Genomic DNA, 20,863 nt, shown 5'->3' with positions numbered 1-20,863 from the left:
AGATGAGGGATTGCAGTACATGAGGATGAGGAAGCTAGCCGTTGTCGCGGCGCTGGTGACCATCGCGACCGGGGTTGCTTCGGGCACCTCCGGCGCGGCGCCGGCGGCGACCGAACAGACCGGCGACGCAATCAATTTCACCGCCCAGACCACCGAAACGCAGTCGATCGTGACCATCGATGCCGGCTCGCTCGTCGTCGAGGACGACGCACTGAAGATCAAGGCCGCCGACGGCACTGTTGTCGCAGGCACACCGCTGAAGTTCCGCATCGACGAGTTCGAGTTCCCGATCGCGACCGAAATCTCCGGCCGCACGGCGACTCTCACTCCGCAGATCGATGCGGCCAAGGCGGTCTACAAGCCGGTTGCCCTGCCGTATGAGGACAAGGCGCCGTGGAAGACCGAGTACGACCGTGAGCTGGCCGCCTGGACCCGGCTGACGAGCACCATCTCTATGGGTGCGACTGTCGGCACCCTGGTCGGCGGGCTCGGCGGCGCGGCCATCGGCTGCGTCCTCGGCGGCATCCTGGCCGGCACGGTCGCCCTCGGCACCATCGTCGGCTTGTTCGGGCCGTTCCTCCCCGCGGCTGCTGTCGGCTGCATTGCGGGTGTTGCCCTGGTCGGTGCGGTCGGTACCGTGCTGGGTCAGATCTTCATCACGGCTCCGGTGGCGATCGGTGCGGTGATTCAGTACTTCACCACCATCAACCAGCCGTTCAACGCGCCGGCTGCCCCCGCCGCACCTGCTGCTCCGGCTCCGGCCAAGTAGGTCGCTGCGCGCAACCGACATCCGCGGTCGTCACCGGCGCGGAAACAGGCCCCACCCGGTTCTCGACCGGGTGGGGCCTTTCGCCGTGGTCGGTCCGACCAGTCGGTTCTTCGGGCCACCGACGGATCGCAACCGTCGCCGCGTCCAGCCGGGCAGAATCCGGGTGCCGATGATGCGGGCGTCGCGAACTCCGGCCGCCACCCGGGTTCCCATTCCTGGATAGGGCGAGTACCTCCCGACCACTAGCCTGGGGAAGCCGTGTGGCCTTCTGCCATAAAGGAGTGCGCGATGTCTGTGTCGGCTTCCGTTGACACCACCGAGCTTTCGCGGCGAACCTTCGCCAAGGCTGCCGCAGCCGTGGCCTCCGCGGTGGTGCCGGGGCTTGTAAGCTGTGGCAACCCCGCCACCTCCAGTGGACGGACCGCCATTACCTTCGCTTGCGCAAAGTTCTTCGCCCAGAAGGAAATTGGCCAGATCGTCGACGAGTACAACAGCTCGCAGAGTCAGGTGTACGTGGAGTTGCGGGAGCTGCCCACCCCCAACCAGAGCACACAGGTTCACCAACAGCTGGTGCGATCGCTGTCCCAACGCAGCGGCGACATCGACGTCTATACCGCAGACATTGTCTGGATCGCCGAGTTCGCGCATGCTGGATGGTCGGCCCCACTCGACAGCTACGTAGATCTCCCGACGCGCGCACAGTACTTTCCCGGCGCGGTCGACGCGTGTACATACATGAATGAATTGCATGCACTGCCTTGGTATCTCGACGCGGGAATGCTGTATTACCGCAAAGATCTGTTGCAGGCGGCGAACATCGAGGTTCCGGCCGCCTGGTCCGACCTCGTCGCCGCCGCCCAGTTGTTGCTGGACAAGTCGGCAGTGGTCAACGGCTTCGCCTGGCAGGGTAGGCAGCAGGAGATCGTGGTATGCAACCTTGTGGAATTCATTGGTTCGAACGGGGGCTCGATCCTCGGCCCCGATGGCCGGACGGTAACCCTCGCCGACCCGGCCGCGGTCGCTGCAGTCCAGTTCATGGTCGACACCTTCAATAGGTACAAAATCAGCCCACGCGACGTACAGTCCTGGGACGAGGTGCCCAGCGAACTACCGTTCCTCGGTGGCCGCGCAGCCTTTCTCCGCAACTGGTCATACGTATGGAACAACGCCCAGAATCCGTCGACGTCTCAGGTGGCTGGGAAGGTGGCGGTCACCAAGCTGCCCGCATTTCCCGGCGGAACGAGCACGTCGTGCCTGGGTGGATATCAGCTCGGCATGAACGCGGCAAGCACGAAGAAGAGTGCGGCAATCGACTTCTTGACCTGGATGTCGAGTCCGGGAACGCAATTGATCTGCGCGTCCCAACTCGGTCTGGCGCCCAGCCGCCCTGCGGTATACAACGATCCGGAGCTCGCCCGGTCGAATCCGTTCATGGTGTTGTTGCGCGATGTCTTCACCGCGGGCGTGTCACGCCCGAAAACCCCGAAGTACGCGCAGGTCAGCCTGGCGCTGCAGGCCGGGGTGTCCGCTGCGCTCGCCACCGGCGATGTGGCATCGCATCTGCAAGCAACCGGTAGCCGAATTGCGGAGATACTGAGCTGAAAGCTGTTGTGCGAATAGTCAGCTCACGATTGGTTCGAGATTGGCGCGGCTCGATTGCGCTAGTGTCACCAATGCTTGCCACCGTTTTCGTGGTTTCTCTGATTCCGGTGGCACGCACCATATGGATGTCCTTGCGCGACACCAACTTGGTGGAAGGCGCCGATCACTTCACGGGCATGGCCAACTACCGACGCTTGCAGGGCGATAGCCTGTTCTGGCAAGCGTGGTGGCAGACTATCGAATTCGCCGCCGTGACAACGTTTGTTGAGACATTGTTAGGCATCGCCATCGCCCTCGTGCTCGATGTCAGGTTCCGTGGGCGCGGCCTCGTGTGCGCAATTGTCCTGGTGCCGTGGGCGATTCCCACAATCGTGACGGGGCGGATGTTCAACTGGTTGTTCGATCAGGGCGGGATTGTCAACTATCTTCTGGTTCAAACCCATGTGGTTGTCGCGCCGATCAGTTTCCTGGGCTCCACCACCCTGGCTATGCCAACCCTGATGGTGGCCGATATCTGGAAGACCACCCCGTTCATGGCACTGTTGCTGCTGGCCGGGTTGCAGACCTGCCCTCCCCAGCTGGAAGAGGCCGCTCGCCTGGACGGCGTTTCAACATGGGGCTATTTCTGGTGGATCCGGCTGCCGTTGTTGCTGCCGAGCCTGCTGGTGGCGGCTCTGTTGCGGGCGCTGGACGCCGTGCGCGTCTTCGACCTGCCGTACGCGGTGACCGGTGGCGGACCCGCCAGCACTACCGAGACGCTGTCGACCTACGCCTACAACACGCTGTTCTCCGGTCTCGATATCGGTCAAGGCTCGGCGATCGCCACCACTACGTTCATCACGGAGGTCGGGATCGCCGGTGTCTTCGGGATTTTTATCCTGCGACAGATCCGTCGGGACGGCCGGTCGTGAGTCGCAAGCCGATCGCGCCGTTGCGTCGCTGGGGATTTATCCTGTTGGTATGCGCCATCGTTGGATGGTCGCTGTTCCCGTTCGCCTGGCAAGTCGTCACTTCGTTCGAGCCCGACCGCAACCTTGCCGAGTTCACCCCCCACTGGCTGCCGATATCGGACGGAACCCTCCAGCACTACCGAAACGTGTTCGGCACAAAGCGCTTCACCCAGTACATGCGCAACAGTCTGATCGTCGCCGCCTGCGCCACCGCCGTGGCGCTGGTCTTCGCCACGGCCGCCGCCTACGTGGTGACACAGCGGCGAAGGTCCGGCCGCGGCGCGATCGTCGCCGGCGTCCTATGCGTGTCGGTGTTCCCCCAGGTCGCGATCGTGACCCCGATCTACCAGGCGTTGCTGCGGCTGCAACTGCTCAACTCCTATGCCGGACTGGCAGCCGTTTACGCCGGACTGTCGCTGCCGCTGATATTCGTTGTCGTCGCGAATCACTTCCGCACCATTCCCCACGAAATCTACGACGCAGCGCGACTCGATGGCGCGGGACCGATACGTACGCTGTGGTCGATCACCGTCCCGCTTGCTGCTCCCGGAATCGTGCCCGCTGCCTTGCTCGGATTCATTGCGTCGTGGAATGAGTTTCTACTCGCCCTGTCCTTGGTCTCGAGCCCTACCCGTCAAACCGCTCCAGTGGGGATCGCGAACTTCACCGGCATGTACTCGATTCCTTGGGGTGATATCGCCGCCGCGGCAGTCACGACCACTACACCGCTGGTGATACTCGTCCTGGTCTGCCAACGACGCATTGTCGCAGGCCTGACGGCGGCGGCGACGGGCTGACCGCCGCCGCCCGGCCCGTTCACCACGATCAATCACCCGTTCAACGCACCGGCCGCACCTGCTCTGGCTCCGGCCGAGTAGTTCGCTCCGCGCAACCGGCATCCACGGTCGTCACCGCCGCGGAAACAGACCTCGCCCGGTTCTCGACCGGGTGGGGCCTTTCGCTGTGCCTCGTCCGACCAGGCGGTTTGTGCACCTGCATTAGATGCGTTGACATTTAATGCGTATGCATCTAAATTTACCGGCGTGACTATGACAGCTACCGCCCCAGAGGCGTTGAACACCGCATCAACCGATCACGTCCCAGGTCGTTGGGGTCCCAAGCTGTGGGCCGTGCTGTTCGTGGCGGGCCTGGCGATGTTCCTCGACGCACTCGACGTGTCGATGGTCGGCGTCGCACTCCCGTCCATCGGATCGGAACTCGGGCTGAACACCGAGAGCCTGCAGTGGATCGTCAACGGCTACATCCTCGGCTACGGCGGCCTGCTGCTGCTGGGTGGCAGGGCCGCCGATCTGCTCGGACGCCGCCAGGTCTTCCTGACCGCGTTGGTGGTCTTCGGTGTGGCCTCGCTGGCAGGCGGACTCGTCGACGACGGCGCGCTGCTCATCGCGAGTCGCATCGTCAAGGGCGTCGCCGCCGCGTTCACCGCACCGGCTGCCCTGTCGATCATCACCACCACCTTCAAAGAAGGTCATGATCGCAACCGTGCGCTGTCGATCTTCACGGTCTTCGGCGCCACCGGATACGCCTCCGGGTTGATCGTTTCGGGTCTGCTCACCGGCATCGATTGGCGGCTGACCTTCTACGTGCCGGTCGTTGTCGTCGCCGCAGTCGTCGTCACCGCCTACATCGTGGTGCCGCGCAACATCGAAAAGGAAAATGGCCGCATCGACTTCGCGGGCGCCGCACTGCTGACCGGTGGCATGCTCGCCGCCGTCTACACGATCGTCACCGCACCCGAAAAGGGCCTCACCGCAAGCGTGCTCGCTACCGCCGTCGTCGCCGTCGCGCTGCTCAGCGCGTTCTTCGTGGTGGAGAACAAGGTCGCCCATCCACTGGTCCGGCTGAGCATCTTCAAGGTCAAGTCGATCGTGCGGGCCAATCTGGCCGCGCTGGCAATCTTCGGTTCCTACATCAGCTTCCAGACGATCGTCTCGCTGTACTTGCAGAACACCCTCGGCTGGGAGCCGCTGAAGATGGCGCTCGCGCTGGCTCCGGCGGGCATCATCGTGGCGATCCTGTCGCCGGTCGCGGGCAAGCTCATCGACCGCTACGGCACGACTCCGATGATCATCGCCTCGATGGCCTCGTTCGTGCTCGGCTACCTCTGGTTCATCGCCTTCGGCGGCAGCGCGGACCCGACCTACGTCGTCGACTACCTGCCTGCCTTCCTGTTGCTCGGCCTCGGCTTTGCGCTCGGCTTCTCCTCGGTCATGGTCCAGGCCACCGAGGGCATCGCCGACCATGAGCAGGGCCTGGCCTCGGGTCTGGTGCAGACCTCCGGTCAGATCGGCGGGGCGGTCGTGCTCGCCGTCGTCACCGGTCTGATCAGCGGTGGCGCTGCAACCAGCATCGCCCAGTACCGGCCCGGCCTGTACCTGGTCACCGTGGTCGCGCTGATCGGACTCGCCGCCTCGGCCACCGCACTGCTGGCCCGCCGTCAGGTGGTCGCCGAAGCCGCGTAAGGGGAAAGCAAGTCACCCGATGGGGTCGCCGTATCGGCGGCCCCATTCGGCATTTCTGGACCCTTCGTGCGCTGGGCCACAGGGGATCGGAACCCGGTGTGGGCCAAGGATTTCGGAGCGCGCTACTATGTTGGGATTCGCCCGAGCTGTCGAGGGGGCTTGGTGGGCGGCGATTTCGGTGTTAACTTTGATCCCATGTCTACTAGCCGCCCGACCGCACTGCGGGTCACTTACGTGACCGCCGCACTGGGTCTGCGGCTGCCGCTGACGCGGGAACTGTGTCGTTCCTGCCGCTGCAGCTGAGCGATTCTTCGTACTCGCGCGCTGCCTCGTCGCCACACATGTAGGCACGTCCCGTAGTTACGGGACTTCGGCAAGGAATCTTCATATGTCCCTCACTCTCGAGCGACCCCTCTCCCGGGTTGCGAACGGTCGTGTTCGTGTTCAGCGGCCCGTTGTCGCACCGGAACTCCGCATCGCCGACAATCCGGCGGCAGCCGTGCTACGCGCCGCGACCGGTGGTCCGGTTTCCCGCGACAATGCCGCGCGCACAACGGGTTTGAGCATCGCGACGGTCAACCGTCAGGTGTCCGCGCTGCTCGCCGCGGGCCTGCTGCGGGAACGTCCCGACCTGACCGCCTCAGGTGCGGTGGGGCGTCCGCGGGTGCCTTTCGAGATCGACCACGAGGCGTACCTGACCCTCGGCATTCACATCGGCGCCGCAGCCACCAAGATCATCGCGGCCGATTTGCGCGGGCGGATCCTCGGTGGACTTGCCATCGCCACCCCGCAGACCGGTCAGGACTTCGCGACCACGACCGTCGCCCGCAGCGCCAAGGCTTTCCTGCAGCGCTGGCACCGGCGCAAGGCGCTGTGGGCCGGTGTCGCGATCGGCGGTCGGGTCGACCCGCTCACCGGCGTGGTCGACCACCCCAAGCTGGAATGGAAGGGCGCACAGATCGGCTCGGTGCTCGGCGAGGTGCTCGAGCTGCCGGTTTCGGTCGCGCCGCATGTGGAGGCCATGGCGGCTTCTGAGCTGCTGCTTCCGACTCCCGACCAGCGTGACGCGCGCGGCGCCGGATCCGAACGCGGCAGCAGCCTGTACTTCTACGTCCGCGAAACCGCCGGTGTCGCAGTCACATTGGACGGCCGTGTGCACACGCCGAGCAACGGGCCCGGCTCGATCGCGCACCTGCCGACCGGCTCCGATGTCGTGTGCCCCTGCGGCCGGCGCGGCTGCCTCGAGGTGACGGTCGGTGACCGGTCGCTGCACGCGAGGGCCGTCGGACGCGGGATCATTCCGGCTTACAACGGCACCGCGGGTTCGACCATCGCCGATCTGTACCGGGCCGCCGAGGCGGGTTCCGAGCCGGCCGAGGAACTGCTTGCGGAGCGGGCGACCACGCTCGGCCAGACCGTGGCGCTGGTCCGGGACATGCTCAACCCGGACCGGGTGATTCTGGGCGGTCAGGCCTTCACCGGCTACCGCCCGGCCGTGACCCACGTGGCGCGCGCCTTCCAACAGTCCTCGACCCTGCCGCCCACCGACATCCGAATCAGCGGATTCGGCGGCAAGGTCCAGGAATTCGCGGCTGTGGTCACCTCGCTCAGCGCGCTCTACGCGGATCCGCTGTCCGCGATGCGCCGCACCGTGACTGTGGACTGATCGCTGGGACGACCGATCGCTAGGAGCTGACGGCCGGGCCATGAGCCCGGCCGGCGGTGTGCTCCGCCGGCTTGCCCTGACCTACCTGTTGCCGCCCGAAGTGCTGAAGAGTCCTTCGAGCGCGGTGATGAAGAATGGGAAGTGGCCTGCGAAGCGCTGGAGGTTGTGGTCGCGTTCGAAGCTGCCGAACCAATAGAGGCCGGGTTGGGAGTCCGCGGCGGGGTTCAGGTCACGGAAGGCGCGGATCCAGTTGTCGGCGCGGCCGCTGATCACGGTGAAGGGGAGCGCCCTGGAGAACACGAGTTCCTGGTCGGCGGGCGGAATCTGTTCGCGCACAGTCACATCGAGGCCGCGTTGCAGTGCGCGGACCTGCCCGGCGAGCGCGCGGCCCGGTGCGGTGCGGGCAGGCAGGTAGCGGGGCAGCAGCAAGGTCGCGATGCCGGCGAGCAGGATGGCGACGCCGACCAGGGCGTGGCCGGAGGTGGCGGCGAGTGCGATGGTCGTCGCGATGCCCGCAACGATCAGGCCACCGCCGAGCCAGGTCGTCGGACCGAGGCCGGACCGTGCGATGAACGCGCCGCGGGCAACCGCGTCGGCGAGCATGGCGGTGCGGACCGGCTGGGCCTGCACGCGGCCGGGCGCGCGAAGTTCGGTGATGGTGACCGAGTCCGTGCCCGCGGGCAGCAGGGTCTGGTAGACCGCCTTCTCGTAGTCGCGCAGTTGGTCGTCGGGAGCGTTGACCCGGTTGATCCGCCAGTCGGAGTCGCCGATCGGAGTGATCCACAGATAGCGTCGCACCGCGAGATCCACCACCGTGGCTGCGATGTCGGCGGGATCGGCGTGTTCGTCGAGCACCAGGCCTGCTTCGCCGGGCAGGATGCCGTCGGGGGAGGTGAACTGCACCCGGTCGCCCTCGCGCAGCAGCGGATCGATAGTGTTCGATCCGGTTCCGGCAGCGGCATTTTCGCGTCGCGCCCGCAGCACGAAGGCGGCAAGTCCGGCCAGCGCGAGCAGTAGCACTCCGAAGGCGACGAGAACCGGTGTGGTGACAGCGAACGGGCCGGATTCGCCGCCGCCGCGGACGTCGGCGTTGGACGGGACCGTGCCGGGCGGCAGCTGCAATGTCAGATCGATGGTGTCGCCCTTGTGCAGATCGGTCTGCTCCCAGAAGAGCACCCCGTCCGCCTCGATGTGCAGGTCGGAGCACTGTCTGAGGTTCCCGGGCGAGCCGAGTTTGCAGTCTACGATGCCCATTTCGTAGGACGGGCTGATCAACGATGCGCTGATCGAGGCGACATCGGCATTGATTATGCCCAGCCAGCGGAAGACCTGGGTGCCCGGCGCATCACTGACTGTGTTGTGGATCGCGTAGGTGAAGGTGGAATCGCCTGGTTTCGCGTCGATGGTGAACTGATCGTTCGCGACCGTCGCGGTGCCGGAGCCCTTGGTGTCGACATCGGTGACCTTGAAGACGCGTTCGACGTCCGCGCCGACCTTGAGCCGCAGCGGCAGCGACATCTTGAACTCGCCGTCGGCAGGCACGACCACCTGCTCGACGACCTCGAGCACGCCCTGCGTGCTGAGTTTCAGATCGGCGGTGATGTGCACACCATCGGGCTCGGGCTGAGCGTGGGCAAACGGAGCGGCCGCAATCATTCCCGCGGTTGCGAGAATCAGCGCTGCGGCCCTAGCAGCGGCGCCCCCCCGAAAAGTCAGCATGGCTGCCTACTCTAGACAAGTTGCTATTCTGCGTCAGCGGCTGTCGGCGATCATGAGATGAGGGGGTACGGGGGAGTGACACAACCACCGTACGGTTATCGACCGGTTCCGCCTGGTGGGCGTCCGGTTCCGCCGCCGCCCGGCTATGGGCCCCCGCCCGGATACGGCCCACCGCCCGGCTATCAACCGCCTCCGGGATATGGCCCGCCGCCCGCATACGGTCCGCCCCCTGGTTATCCGCCGCCCGGATTCCGCCCGCCTATGCCGCCGCCGATGCCCTACGGCCCACCCGGCCGTCCGCCCGGCCCGCCCCGTAAACGTGGCGGTGGTTTGACGGCGCTGCTGCTGGTCATCGTGTTCCTGGTGGCGGGTTCCCTGGTGCGCTACGCGATTTCGACGGGTAGGCACAGCGCCGAGTCGTCGGGACCCACGCCCAGCTTGACCTTCACGCCGGATCCCAGTGGCGCGGCAGGCCGCGCGGAGACAGGGACCAACCCGCTGCTGACCGATCCGAGCTCGACCCTGGTTCCCGCGCGCTGCAACTACTCGCCGTGGGGCACCCAGGTGGACACGGCACGCAAGTTCTTCGAGTCGGCCGCGGGCTGCCTGGAGGCGGCATGGAAACCGGTGCTGGCCAAGTCGAATCTGCCGTTTCAGCCGCCTGCGCTCAATGTCAGCGCGACGACCTCGGGCATCACCACGCCGTGCACCGGAACCACCAGTAATTTCGCGGCCTTCTACTGCCCGGCGAACAAGACCATCTACATGCCGATCAGCCAGCTGCAGACCGAGCTGTTCAAAGACAACTGGGTGGTCTACCTTTCGGTGTTCGCGCACGAGTACGGCCATCATGTCCAGGCCATGTCGGGAATCCTGCGCAAAGCCAACAGTGAGCGGGTCGACGCGGGTGCGCGCAGCGAAAAGGGTCTGGAGCTCTCGCGCCGAGTCGAGTTGCAGGCCAACTGTTTCGACGGCATGTACATGGCGTCCGCGTCCGGCGGTGGCTCGCTGACCGGCAACCAGATCAGCCTTGCCAAGCGGGATGCGCACGGCCGCGGCGATCAGCGCGGCGATATGCGCGATCACGGCACCGCGGAGAACGGCGGCGCTTGGTTCGAGACCGGTGTGGATAAAAACCGTGCGGCACAGTGCAATACGTTCACCGCTCCGGCTGGTGCGGTGAGCTGACAACGGCGTACGGCGACACGGGCCCGGCGGCGGCACCTGCTGGTCGCCCGTGGACCGGTGTCGTCACAACACCGGTCCGATGCGGCAGCCAGGTGCCTGCGTTCTCGCGGGTCAGCGGTCCCGGCCTTCGGCGCCGCCGTGCGGGTGGCCGAAGTGTCCCTCACCGAACCGGCGCGGCGCATGTCCGTGCACGCCTTCGGCATACGCGGTCTCGGCGTGCAGTGCGAAGTCGATGCCCGCGGTCTCGTCTTCCTTGGTCACCCGGAAGCCGATGACACGGTCGATGCCTTTGCCGAGTGCGAAGGTCACACCGAACGCGTACGCCGCGACCACGAGCACGCCGACGAGTTGCTTGCCGAGCTGGGTCGCACCACCGCCGTAGAGCAGGCCCTCGACGCCGCCGGTCATCACCTGGTTGGCGAGCAGGCCGATCAGCAGCGTGCCGACGACACCACCGACGAAGTGCACGCCGACCACATCGAGCGAGTCGTCATAGCCCGCCTTGAACTTCCAGCCGACCGCGAACGAACACACCACACCGGCCGTGAGCCCGACGATCAGCGCGCCGAGGGTGTTCACCGAACCACACGACGGGGTGATGGCGACCAAACCTGCCACCACGCCGGAGGCCGCACCGAAGGTGGTCGGCCGCCCGTCCCTGATCTGTTCGACCGCGAGCCAGCCGAGCATGCCGAGGCAGCCCGCGACCAGTGTGTTCAGGAACACCGCTGCCGCGACACCATTGGCGGACAGTGCCGATCCGGCATTGAAGCCGAACCAGCCGAACCACAGCAGACCCGCGCCGAGCAGCACGAAGGGCAGGTTGTGCGGACGCATCTGATCAATCCGGAATCCGATGCGCGGGCCGAGCACGATTGCCAGCGCGAGCGCGGACGCACCAGAAGCGATCTCCACGACAAGCCCACCCGCGTAGTCGAGTGCACCGAAGGAGGCCAGCCAGCCGTCCGGACCCCACACCCAGTGCGCGATCGGCACGTACACCACCAGCGCCCACAACGGCACGAACGCCATCCAGCCGGAGAACTTCGCGCGGTCCGCGATCGCACCACTGACCAGTGCCGCGGTCAGGATGGCGAAGGTCAGCTGAAAGGTGGCGAACAGCAGCTCGGGAACCGAACCGTGCACGGTGTTCGGGTCGATGCCTGTCATGCCGAAGTGGCCGAGGTTGCCGATCAGGCCGCCGCCCGCGTCCTCGCTGAAGGCCAGGCTGTAGCCGGCGAGCAACCAGACCACGGTCACCAGTGGGATGGCGATGAAGTTCATCATCAGCATGTTGAGTACGCCGGTCGAGCGCACCATCCCGCCGTAGAAAATGGCCAGGGCCGGTGTCATCAGCAGCACAAGTGCAGTGCTGATGAGCAGCCAGGCGGTGGCCGCGGGATCGATGGTTGAAGACACGGGTAACTCCTTTCACGCAGGAATGCGTTGCAAGGAAATTACCGAATGGTCACGGTCCGGCCGCGCACCACCAGGTGTTTTAGCCGAGCGCGGCCCGTGGATCAGCGTTTCGGCTTGCGGGCGAGCGCTCGCGCACCGCGACGGCCCGGCACCGGGAGGTCCTCGCAGACCGCCATCCACTCGGCGGTGGTGAGCCACAGCTGCTGGGTGCGCGCGTCGGCGGTGTCGTGGAAGACCCGGCGGCCGCGGTCGTCACGCAGATCGTGGGCGAGGACCGACCAGCGCGGCGGGCGGCCGTGCTCGGTCAGGTGCTCGTCGAGGAAGCCCGCGACCAGGGTGCCGATGGTGTTGACCGGGCGTAGCGACACTCGGTTGCCGTACTTGGCGGAGTGGAAACGTCGTGCCGCGCACAGTGATCCTGGCTCGGCATTCGAGGCGATCCAGCCGGCGCGCTGAGCGCGCTCGATCAGCCAGAGGTGCTTCACCGCGCCGGGTGCGATGTCGCCGATTCGGTCCCTGATCAGGGCCATCACCGGCTCGGACTGCAACACGTCGCGCCGGATGGGGCCGGTGCCGTGTGCGGTCCAGTGGTCGTGGGCCAGCTGGGCGAGGACACGGCCGAAATCGTCGATGCTGCGCTGGGCGCGGCGGCCGAGACGTTCGATGCGCTCGGCTTCGCGTCGCATCTCGTTCTGTGCGGTGAGGGTCCGGATGGCAGCCATGGTCGGCACCTGGCCGCGCTCGAGTAGTTCCAGGATCGCTGCGGCGGTCGCCGGGTCGGCGGCGGCGGCCACCGGCAGCGAGTCGCGCTTGATCGCGAAATCCTGTGGGCTGATCGCCCGGCTCAGCAGGTCGACGGCCGTGTGGTTGTCGGCGAAGTCGGTGCTCGAAAGCCAGGCGGCGGCGATGTCGTCACAAGACGGCACGGGGAAACGGCCCTCCGGTGGAAGCGTCAGTGTTCGGCGAACTGCCTGCGGATTCCAGGTTGTGCCCCGGTCGGGATGAGGGACCGGCCGGGGCCACCAACCTGATGAAGGTTTGGCTACCGAAGTTGCCGATAACCACGGTAGCCAGCCGATAGCGTCGATGTCACTCGAGTTGATGGTTTCGTTATCTCCACAAACGGGCGGAAAACCGGGGCGTGAGTTCAACTAATGCTTGCCAAGAGGGGTGGTCAAGCGACAAGGTGTCGGATTCGACCCCCGCTCGGCGGGCGATTGCTCTCCCGTTGCCACCTTCATCGCTGATCATCCGGGCGGAAATAATCTTCGTGCATCTTGTGATCTATGTCACGTTTTGGGTCATGGGTTGGCGGCTGCCGCGCCGCGCCGGGTGCGTGCGCCTGCGGGAATGTTCTTTGTCGGTGCGCGCCGGTAACCTCTGGCCGTGGCTCTGTACCGGAAGTACCGACCGGCAACATTCGCTGAGGTGGTGGGCCAGGAGCACGTCACCGACCCACTGAGCACCGCCCTCGACACCGGCCGGATCAGTCATGCCTACCTATTCTCCGGCCCGCGTGGCTGTGGCAAGACGTCCTCGGCCCGCATTCTCGCGCGCTCGCTGAACTGTGTGCAGGGCCCGACCTCGACGCCGTGTGGTGTGTGCCCCTCCTGTGTAGCGCTCGGCCCCGGCGGCCCGGGGAACCTCGACGTGATCGAGCTGGACGCCGCGAGCCACGGCGGTGTCGACGACACTCGTGAACTGCGTGACCGTGCCTTCTATGCGCCCGCCGAGTCCCGGTACCGGGTATTCATCGTCGACGAGGCGCACATGGTCACCACCGCGGGTTTCAACGCGCTGCTGAAGATCGTCGAGGAGCCGCCCGCGCACCTGATCTTCATCTTCGCCACCACTGAGCCGGAAAAGGTGCTGCCGACCATCCGCTCCCGGACCCATCACTACCCGTTCCGGCTGCTGCCGCCCGCGACTATGCGTGGACTGCTCGGAAAGATCTGTGAGCAGGAGAACGTCCCGGTCGACGAGGCGGTGTATCCGCTGGTGATCCGCGCGGGCGGCGGCTCGCCGCGCGACAGCCTGAGCGTGCTCGACCAGCTGCTGGCCGGCGCGGGCCCCGAAGGCGTCACCTATCCGAGGGCGGTCTCGCTGCTCGGCGTCACCGATGTCGCGCTGATCGATGACGCCATCGATGCCCTGACCGTCGGTGACGGTGCGGCCCTGTTCGGCACCGTCGACCGGGTCATGGAGGCCGGCCACGATCCCCGCCGCTTCGCCGTCGACCTGCTGGAACGCCTGCGTGACCTGATCCTGCTCCGCGCCGTCCCCGACGCCGCTGATCGCGGCCTCGTCTCCGGACCGGGCGATGTGCTCGAGCGCATGCGCGACCAAGCGCAGCGTCTCGGTCCTGCCACCCTGGCTCGCCATGCCGAACTGCTGCACGAAGGTCTCGGTGAGATGCGTGGTGCGACCGCGCCCCGGCTGTTACTTGAAATCGTCTGTGCCCGAATGCTGTTGCCCTCGGTATCGGATGCCGAATCGGCGACCCTGCAGCGAATCGAGCAGCTCGAGCGCGGCATTGCCGGTGGCGTGGTCCCGCAGGCGACAGGTGCAGGCGTCGCCTCGCCGAGCCCCGCGCCCGCCTCGGCGCCGGTCGCGCCTACGCAGGGCTCGGCCGCGGAGCCACCGCGTCGCCGCGGGGCGGAACTGCTGGCGGCGGCACGACGGGAGACTCGTGCCTCGAGCGAAGGCTCCGGAGTCGCCGATCCGAATGCCGCCGCGGGCCGGAATGCGCCCCCGCAATCGACCGCGCAGGCTCCCGCTGCCACGCAGTCGGCTCCGCCGGCTCAGCACACTCCGGTCCCCGACTCGACTTCTGTCGTTGAACCCGCTTCCGGCACTGGGCAAATCCCGGCCGCCGGACGTACCCCGGGCCCGGGAGAAGCCCCGGGTGCTGAGCAGGTTGCGAGCACTGAGCACGTAGCGGACGCTGGGCGCATCGCGAACGCTGCGTCGGCTCCGATCGCTCAGGCGACCCCCGTTGCCGCGGCTGCTCCGGTTGCCGAGCCCGCCCCGGCAGTTGAGCCGCCGCCGGGCGGCCAGACCTCAGTCGCTGGGCAAACCTCTGCAGCTGGGAGCGCATCAGCTGGTGGGCAGGTCTCCGGCGCTGGGCGAATCCCAGCCGCTGGAGATGCTTCGGTTCCTGGGCAGGCCTCGGTCGCTGGGCGGACCTCGGTTGCCGCTCACGCTCCGGACGCTGCCCCGGCCCCGGCCGCAGAGTCTACGGAATCCGCAGCAGTGCAACAGATTTCGATGCCAGCGGCAACGGGCCGTGAGGAAGTCGATCCGGAATCTGCTGCGTCAGCGCAGGCTCCGGCGGCTGCCCCGGTACAGCAGGACGCCGATCTGTTGCGGGCGGTCGAGGCGGCTTGGGCGGATATTCGCGCGAAGGTGCGGGAGTTCGGGCCCACCGTGCAGGCATTGCTGTCCGGGGCGTCGGTGTCGCGGCTGGAGGGGAACGTGATCGTGTTCGCCCATCAGCACGCGCCGTTGGCGCAGCGCCTGTCCGATCCGCGGAATCTCGCGGCGGTCCGATCTGCGGTGCAGGCCGTGCTCGGCCGCGATCACGAGGTGCGATGGGAGGCCGGCGCGCCCGCGCCGCGACCGGCGGCCACCACGGCCGCGGCAGGTCGCGGGCGGGGTGCGGGCGCCCGCGAAACCGGAAATGCGTCGGCACGTGAACCCGGCGCCGCGACGGGCCGCGGTTCGGATGCCGCCGCGCCGCCGCGATTCTCGCGGCCGAGCCAGGCTCGTGGCGCGGCCGCGGATGCCGCGGGGAGCGGGAGTGGGCAGCGGCCGAGCGATGGTCCCGACGTGCGGTCGCGTGCGGCCGAGGACGACATTCCGCCGCCGGATTTCCCCGATCTACCGGATGACCCGGGGCCGGTGGACTATGCGCCGGTGGATGGGGTGCCGCCACCTGCGACTCCGGAGGAAGAGCGGGAGATGCTGGCCGAGTCGGCAAAGCCGGTGGCCCCCGGCGAGCGGCGCGACCCCGACGAGATCGCTCTCGAATTGCTCAAGAGTGAGCTCGGTGCCACACGGCTGGATGGTTGACAAGCCCCGCCTCGACGACGTTAAGTTAACCGGAGTTCGCACACCACGGTAGTATGAACGGGTGGCCGTGAGCTCCGGTGTGGCGAAGTTCTATGGTATGCCCAGGCGTCTGGGCGTCCGGAATGTTCGTCCGCCGCTGCTTGCCGAGTTTTATACAGCGTCAGGACGGTCGGTCGAAGGATCGGTCGACGAGGTTACCCGCGGCCGCGCCGGATAGGCGGCGCCACCGCAGAGAGCGCTTGGACGGACGGAAGTTCGGCCTTCGCACCCCAAGGAAGGAAACACTCCGATATGACCACAGAGGCCTACATCTACGAGGCCATCCGCACTCCACGTGGCCGCGGCAAGAAGACGGGTTCGCTGCACTCGGTGAAGCCGATCGACCTGACTGTTGGTCTGATCCAGGAGCTGCGTAACCGCTTCCCCAACCTCGAAGAGGACCGGATCTCCGACCTCATCCTCGGTGTTGTCAGCCCGGTCGGCGACCAGGGTATGGACATCGCGCGCACCGCCGTGACCGTGGCGGGCCTGCCCGACACCGTCGGCGGCTTCCAGCTCAACCGCTTCTGCGCCTCCGGCCTCGAGGCCGTGAACCTGGCCGCGCAGAAGGTCCGCTCCGGCTTCGACGACCTGGTCATCGCCGGTGGCGTGGAGTCCATGTCCCGTGTGGCCATGGGCTCCGACGGTGGCGCCTGGGCACTGGACCCGGCCACCAACTACGACACCTACTTCGTTCCGCAGGGTGTTTCCGCCGACCTGATCGCCACCATCGAAGGCTTCAGCCGCGATGATGTCGACGCCTACGCGGTGCGCTCGCAGGAGCTGGCTGCCGCTGCCACCACCGGCGGTTACTTTGCCAAGTCGGTCGTTCCGGTCAAGGACCAGAACGGCATCATCGTGCTGGACAAAGACGAGCACATGCGTCCCGGCACCACCGCAGAGGACCTGGCCAAGCTGAACCCGTCCTTCGCCGTCGTCGGCGAGATGGGTGGCTTCGACGCTGTTGCGCTGCAGAAGTTCCACTTCGTGGAGAAGATCAACCACGTGCACCACGGCGGCAACAGCTCGGGCATCGTCGACGGCGCCGCGCTGGTGCTGGTCGGCACCGAAGAGGCGGGCAAGGCCTCCGGCCTGACCCCGCGTGCGCGCGTCGTCGCCACCGCCACCAGCGGCGCCGACTCCACCATCATGCTGACCGGTCCCACCCCGGCCGCCAAGAAGGCGCTGGCCAAGGCGGGCCTGACCGTCGACGACATCGACCTGGTCGAGATCAACGAGGCGTTCGCCTCCGTGGTGTTGAAGTTCCAGAAGGACCTGAACATCCCGGACGAGAAGCTGAACGTCAACGGCGGCGCCATCGCGATGGGCCACCCGCTCGGCGCCACCGGCGCGATGATCACCGGCACCATGGTCGACGAGCTCGAGCGCCGCAACGGCCGCTATGCGCTGATCACCCTGTGCATCGGTGGCGGCATGGGCGTCGCCACCATCATCGAGCGCGTCTAAACCCCAACCGAGACTTCAGATTCCACAGCGGCGTTCGCGTCAGGCCCGCGGACGCCGCTAATCCACAAGGAGACACAGAGCTGTGAGCGAGACCAACATGATCGGTTGGGAGCAGGATTCGGACGGCATCGTCGTATTGACGATGGACGACCCGAACCAGGGCGCCAACACGATGAACGAGCTGTACAAGAACTCGATGACCGCGACCGTCGAGCGCCTCGAAGCCGAGAAGGACAACATCACCGGTGTGGTGCTGACCTCGGCGAAGAAGACCTTCTTCGCGGGCGGCGACCTGAAGAACATGATGAAGGTCGGCCCGGAAGACGGCCAGGCCCTCATGGACGAGCTCGCCAACATCAAGGGCGCGCTGCGTCGCCTGGAGACCCTCGGCAAGCCGGTCGTCTCCGCGATCAACGGCGCCGCGCTCGGCGGTGGCCTGGAGATCACCCTCGCGACCCACTACCGCATCGCGGCCGACGTGCCCGGCGTGCAGCTCGGCCTCCCCGAGGTCAGCCTCGGCCTGCTGCCGGCCGGTGGCGGTGTCATCCGTACCGTGCGCATGCTCGGCCTCCAGGGCGCGCTGATGCAGGTGCTGTTGCAGGGCAACAAGTACCGCCCGGCGAAGGCCAAGGAAGTCGGACTGATCAACGAGGTCGTCGGCTCGATCGAGGAGCTGGTGCCCGCCGCGAAGGCGTGGATCAAGGCCAACCCCGAGGGCGGCGTGCAGCCCTGGGACAAGAAGGGCTTCAAGATCCCCGGTGGCACTCCGTCCACCCCGGCGTTCGCGGCGAACCTGCCCGCGTTCCCGGCCAACCTGCGCAAGCAGCTCAAGGGCACCAATATGCCTGCGCCGCGGGCGATCCTGTCCGCCGCGGTCGAGGGCGCGCAGGTCGACATCGACAACGCGTCGCTCATCGAGTCGCGCTACTTCGTGCACCTGCTGACCGGCCCGGTCGCGAAGAACATGATTCAGGCGTTCTTCTTCGACCTGCAGTCGATCAACAACGGTGGCTCGCGACCCAAGGATGTTCCGAAGAAGGAGATCCGCAAGGTCGGCGTGCTCGGCGCGGGCATGATGGGCGCGGGCATCGCGTACGTCTCGGCCAAGGCTGGCTACGAGGTCGTGCTGAAGGACGTCACCATCGAGGCGGCCGAGCGCGGCAAGAACTACTCCGAGAAGATCGAGGCCAAGGCCCTCTCGCGTGGCAAGACCACCGAGGAGAAGTCGAAGGCGCTGCTGGACCGGATCAAGCCGTCCGCGGATGCGGCCGACTTCGCCGGTGTCGACTTCGTCATCGAGGCTGTCTTCGAGAACACCGAGCTCAAGCACAAGGTGTTCCAGGAGATCGAGGACATCGTCGACGCGGACGCGCTGCTCGGCTCGAACACCTCCACCCTGCCGATCACCGGTCTCGCGACCGGCGTGAAGCGCCAGGAGGACTTCATCGGCATCCACTTCTTCTCGCCGGTCGACAAGATGCCGCTGGTGGAGATCATCAAGGGTGAGAAGACCTCCGACGAGGCGCTGGCTAGGGTGTTCGACTACACCCTCGCCATCAAGAAGACCCCGATCGTCGTCAACGACAGCCGTGGCTTCTTCACCTCGCGCGTCATCGGCACCTTCGTCAACGAGGCGATCGCCATGCTGACCGAGGGCATCGAGCCTGCGACCATCGAGCAGGCAGGTCTGCAGGCGGGCTACCCGGCCGCGCCGCTGCAGCTGTCGGATGAGCTGAACCTCAAGCTCATGCAGAAGATCGCCAAGGAGACCCTCGAGGCCGCCTCGCACGGCGACGCCACCCTGGGCAAGAAGCGTCACCCGGCCCAGGACGTCATCGACTACCTGGTCGAGCAGGGTCGTCCGGGCCGCCTGGAGAAGGCCGGCTTCTACGACTACGACGAAGACGGCAAGCGCATCGGCATCTTCCAGGGCCTGCGCGATCACTTCAAGACGACCGCCGATTTCACGGTGCCGCTGCAGGATCTGATCGACCGCATGCTCTTCATCGAGGCGATCGAGACCCAGAAGTGCTTCGACGAGGGTGTGCTGATCACCACCGCCGACGCCAATATCGGCTCGATCTTCGGCATCGGTTTCCCGGCCTGGACCGGTGGCGTGCACCAGTTCATCGTCGGCTACCCGGGCGGCCAGGAAGCCTTCGTGGCCCGCGCCGACTACCTCGCCAAGACCTACGGCGAGCGCTTCGAGGTCCCGGCCTCGCTGCGTAAGTAGGCTGCGGCTTCGCAATAACGGCAAAAGCCCGTCATCGCTGCGTGCGGTGGCGGGCTTCGTCGTCTCCGGCAGTGATTTCGGGCGCTGTTCACCTGCCCGGCCGATCGCCTCGATACCGTAGCCGTCGTGGCCAGACGTAGACAAACCCTGTTCGCGGCGACCCTCGCGGTCGCGTGTGTCATTGCACCTGTCGCGAATGCGGCACCCCCGCGGGGCGCACCCGAGCCGGTTGTGTTCGACGCAGCCCCATCCGTGCGGCTGCTCGGTGCGCAGGTCGTGCCGCACAACCTGGACTTCGACGGCACCACTGTCGGTGGCCTGTCCGGTATCGACTTCCAGCCTCGGACCGGCGAATACGTCCTGATCAGTGACGATCGTTCGGAGCAGAATCCGGCGCGGTTCTATACCGCGCGTTTCGGTGTGGACGAGACTGGTGTCGGCCCGGTGACCTTCACCGGGACGCATCCGCTGCGCACTCCGGACGGCGCTGTGTATGCGCCGAAGTCGTTGGACCCCGAGGAAATTCGGGTCGACCCGTGGACCGGTGACTACTTCTGGAGCCAGGAGGGTGAGCGGACCGAGACGGTCCGTGCCGATCCTTCGGTGCAGATCGCGCGATCCGACGGCAGCTTCGCGGGCCGGCTGCCCATTCCGAACAACGAGCGCATGCAACCTGCGGCGGGTCCGCGCCAGAACCTTGCACTGGAAGGTGCGACCTTCGCCGCAGGTGGCGCGCTGTTCGTGACGTCGGTGGAAGGGCCGCTGCTGCAGGATGGTCCGGTCGCGACCACCGCGTCCGGCGCGCTGTCGCGGATCACGGTGCAGGCGCGCTTCGGCCCGCTGCTCGCTCAGTACGCGTACCCGCAGGAGCCGGTGTTCGCGGAGTCTCGGCCGGAACCCGGGCTCGGCATCAACGGTGTTGCTTCGATACTGGCCGCCGACCCGATCGATCCGACGAAATTCCTGGTGCTGGAACGGTCTTTCGTGTTCGGCGTCGGCAATAAGATCAGGATCTACGAGGCCGACATCAGCGCCGCTACCAATATTCTCGATGCACCGCTGGGCGACGCGCGTCCGGTCGCGAAGCGCCTGCTCGTCGACCTCGCCGACGTCGGTCTGCCGGACATCGACAATGTGGAAGGCATGACCTGGGGTCCGCGCCTGCCTTCGGGCGCACGGACCCTGGTCCTGGTCAGCGACAACAACTTTGCCGACCAGCAGCGCACCCAACTCATCGCCTTGGCCGTCCGTTGAACG

At 66.6% G+C, this 20,863-nt stretch carries 14 protein-coding genes; 11 read left to right on the top strand and 3 right to left on the bottom strand.

The window, feature by feature from the left end; translation table 11 throughout:
• Positions 1-19 precede the first annotated feature (19 nt).
• The 6 genes from ACLMAL_RS16440 to ACLMAL_RS16415 all read left to right on the top strand — a co-directional run bounded on the left by ACLMAL_RS16440 (position 20) and on the right by ACLMAL_RS16415 (position 7,470).
• Positions 20-769, top strand: coding sequence for a hypothetical protein (locus tag ACLMAL_RS16440; RefSeq protein ID WP_411999842.1), 750 nt, complete (start codon positions 20-22; stop codon positions 767-769).
• A 288-nt stretch (positions 770-1,057) separates the two neighbouring features.
• Positions 1,058-2,371: an ABC transporter substrate-binding protein gene (locus tag ACLMAL_RS16435; RefSeq protein ID WP_411999841.1), complete on the top strand. Its 1,314-nt coding sequence runs from the start codon at positions 1,058-1,060 to the stop codon at positions 2,369-2,371.
• A gap of 71 nt (positions 2,372-2,442) precedes the next feature.
• Positions 2,443-3,282, top strand: coding sequence for a carbohydrate ABC transporter permease (locus ACLMAL_RS16430; RefSeq protein WP_411999840.1), 840 nt, complete (start codon positions 2,443-2,445; stop codon positions 3,280-3,282).
• Complete coding sequence (locus ACLMAL_RS16425) at positions 3,279-4,118, top strand: carbohydrate ABC transporter permease (RefSeq protein ID WP_411999839.1); 840 nt, start codon at positions 3,279-3,281, stop codon at positions 4,116-4,118. Before ACLMAL_RS16430 ends, ACLMAL_RS16425 begins: the two co-directional genes overlap by 4 nt.
• A gap of 252 nt (positions 4,119-4,370) precedes the next feature.
• Positions 4,371-5,804 carry an MFS transporter gene (locus tag ACLMAL_RS16420; RefSeq protein WP_411999925.1) on the top strand — a complete coding sequence of 478 codons (1,434 nt, stop codon included), beginning with the start codon at positions 4,371-4,373 and terminating at the stop codon, positions 5,802-5,804.
• A 388-nt stretch (positions 5,805-6,192) separates the two neighbouring features.
• Positions 6,193-7,470: an ROK family protein gene (locus tag ACLMAL_RS16415; protein ID WP_411999838.1), complete on the top strand. Its 1,278-nt coding sequence runs from the start codon at positions 6,193-6,195 to the stop codon at positions 7,468-7,470.
• An 81-nt stretch (positions 7,471-7,551) separates the two neighbouring features.
• On the opposite strand, the gene ACLMAL_RS16410 is transcribed toward ACLMAL_RS16415, so the two are convergent.
• Positions 7,552-9,189 carry a DUF2207 family protein gene (locus ACLMAL_RS16410; protein WP_411999837.1) on the bottom strand — a complete coding sequence of 546 codons (1,638 nt, stop codon included), beginning with the start codon at positions 9,187-9,189 and terminating at the stop codon, positions 7,552-7,554.
• A 273-nt stretch (positions 9,190-9,462) separates the two neighbouring features.
• Here ACLMAL_RS16410 and ACLMAL_RS16405 point away from each other — a divergent pair, with 273 nt between their 5' ends.
• A complete protein-coding gene (locus ACLMAL_RS16405) occupies positions 9,463-10,377 on the top strand; it encodes a neutral zinc metallopeptidase (protein WP_411999836.1) in 915 nt (304 codons plus the stop codon).
• A 111-nt stretch (positions 10,378-10,488) separates the two neighbouring features.
• Here the strand turns inward: ACLMAL_RS16405 and ACLMAL_RS16400 are convergent, their stop codons facing one another.
• A complete protein-coding gene (locus ACLMAL_RS16400; protein WP_411999924.1) occupies positions 10,489-11,730 on the bottom strand; it encodes an ammonium transporter in 1,242 nt (413 codons plus the stop codon).
• Positions 11,731-11,897: 167 nt separating this feature from the next.
• Positions 11,898-12,722, bottom strand: a complete 825-nt coding sequence (locus tag ACLMAL_RS16395) for a hypothetical protein (protein WP_411999835.1) — start codon at positions 12,720-12,722, stop codon at positions 11,898-11,900.
• 460 nt (positions 12,723-13,182) lie between these two features.
• Between ACLMAL_RS16395 and ACLMAL_RS16390 the strand changes: the two genes are divergently transcribed.
• The 4 genes from ACLMAL_RS16390 (at position 13,183) to ACLMAL_RS16375 (ending at position 20,860) form a co-directional block, all read left to right on the top strand.
• The gene (locus ACLMAL_RS16390) at positions 13,183-15,867 is read left to right on the top strand and encodes a DNA polymerase III subunit gamma and tau (RefSeq protein WP_411999834.1); all 2,685 of its coding nucleotides are present in this window, start codon (positions 13,183-13,185) and stop codon (positions 15,865-15,867) included.
• 291 nt (positions 15,868-16,158) lie between these two features.
• Entirely contained in the window at positions 16,159-17,373 is a 1,215-nt protein-coding gene (locus tag ACLMAL_RS16385) for an acetyl-CoA C-acetyltransferase (protein WP_411999833.1), read from the top strand.
• A gap of 82 nt (positions 17,374-17,455) precedes the next feature.
• Positions 17,456-19,606 (top strand): 3-hydroxyacyl-CoA dehydrogenase NAD-binding domain-containing protein, encoded by a 2,151-nt coding sequence (locus tag ACLMAL_RS16380; protein WP_411999832.1) that lies wholly within the window; start codon positions 17,456-17,458, stop codon positions 19,604-19,606.
• Positions 19,607-19,732: 126 nt separating this feature from the next.
• Positions 19,733-20,860, top strand: coding sequence for an esterase-like activity of phytase family protein (locus ACLMAL_RS16375; RefSeq protein ID WP_411999831.1), 1,128 nt, complete (start codon positions 19,733-19,735; stop codon positions 20,858-20,860).
• Positions 20,861-20,863: the final 3 nt, after the last annotated feature.

Source organism: Nocardia sp. CWNU-33, from assembly GCF_046764895.1.
GTDB lineage: Bacteria > Actinomycetota > Actinomycetes > Mycobacteriales > Mycobacteriaceae > Nocardia.
Note: the sequence above shows the minus strand (reverse complement) of the source record. Positions and strands in the feature narration are given on the sequence as shown.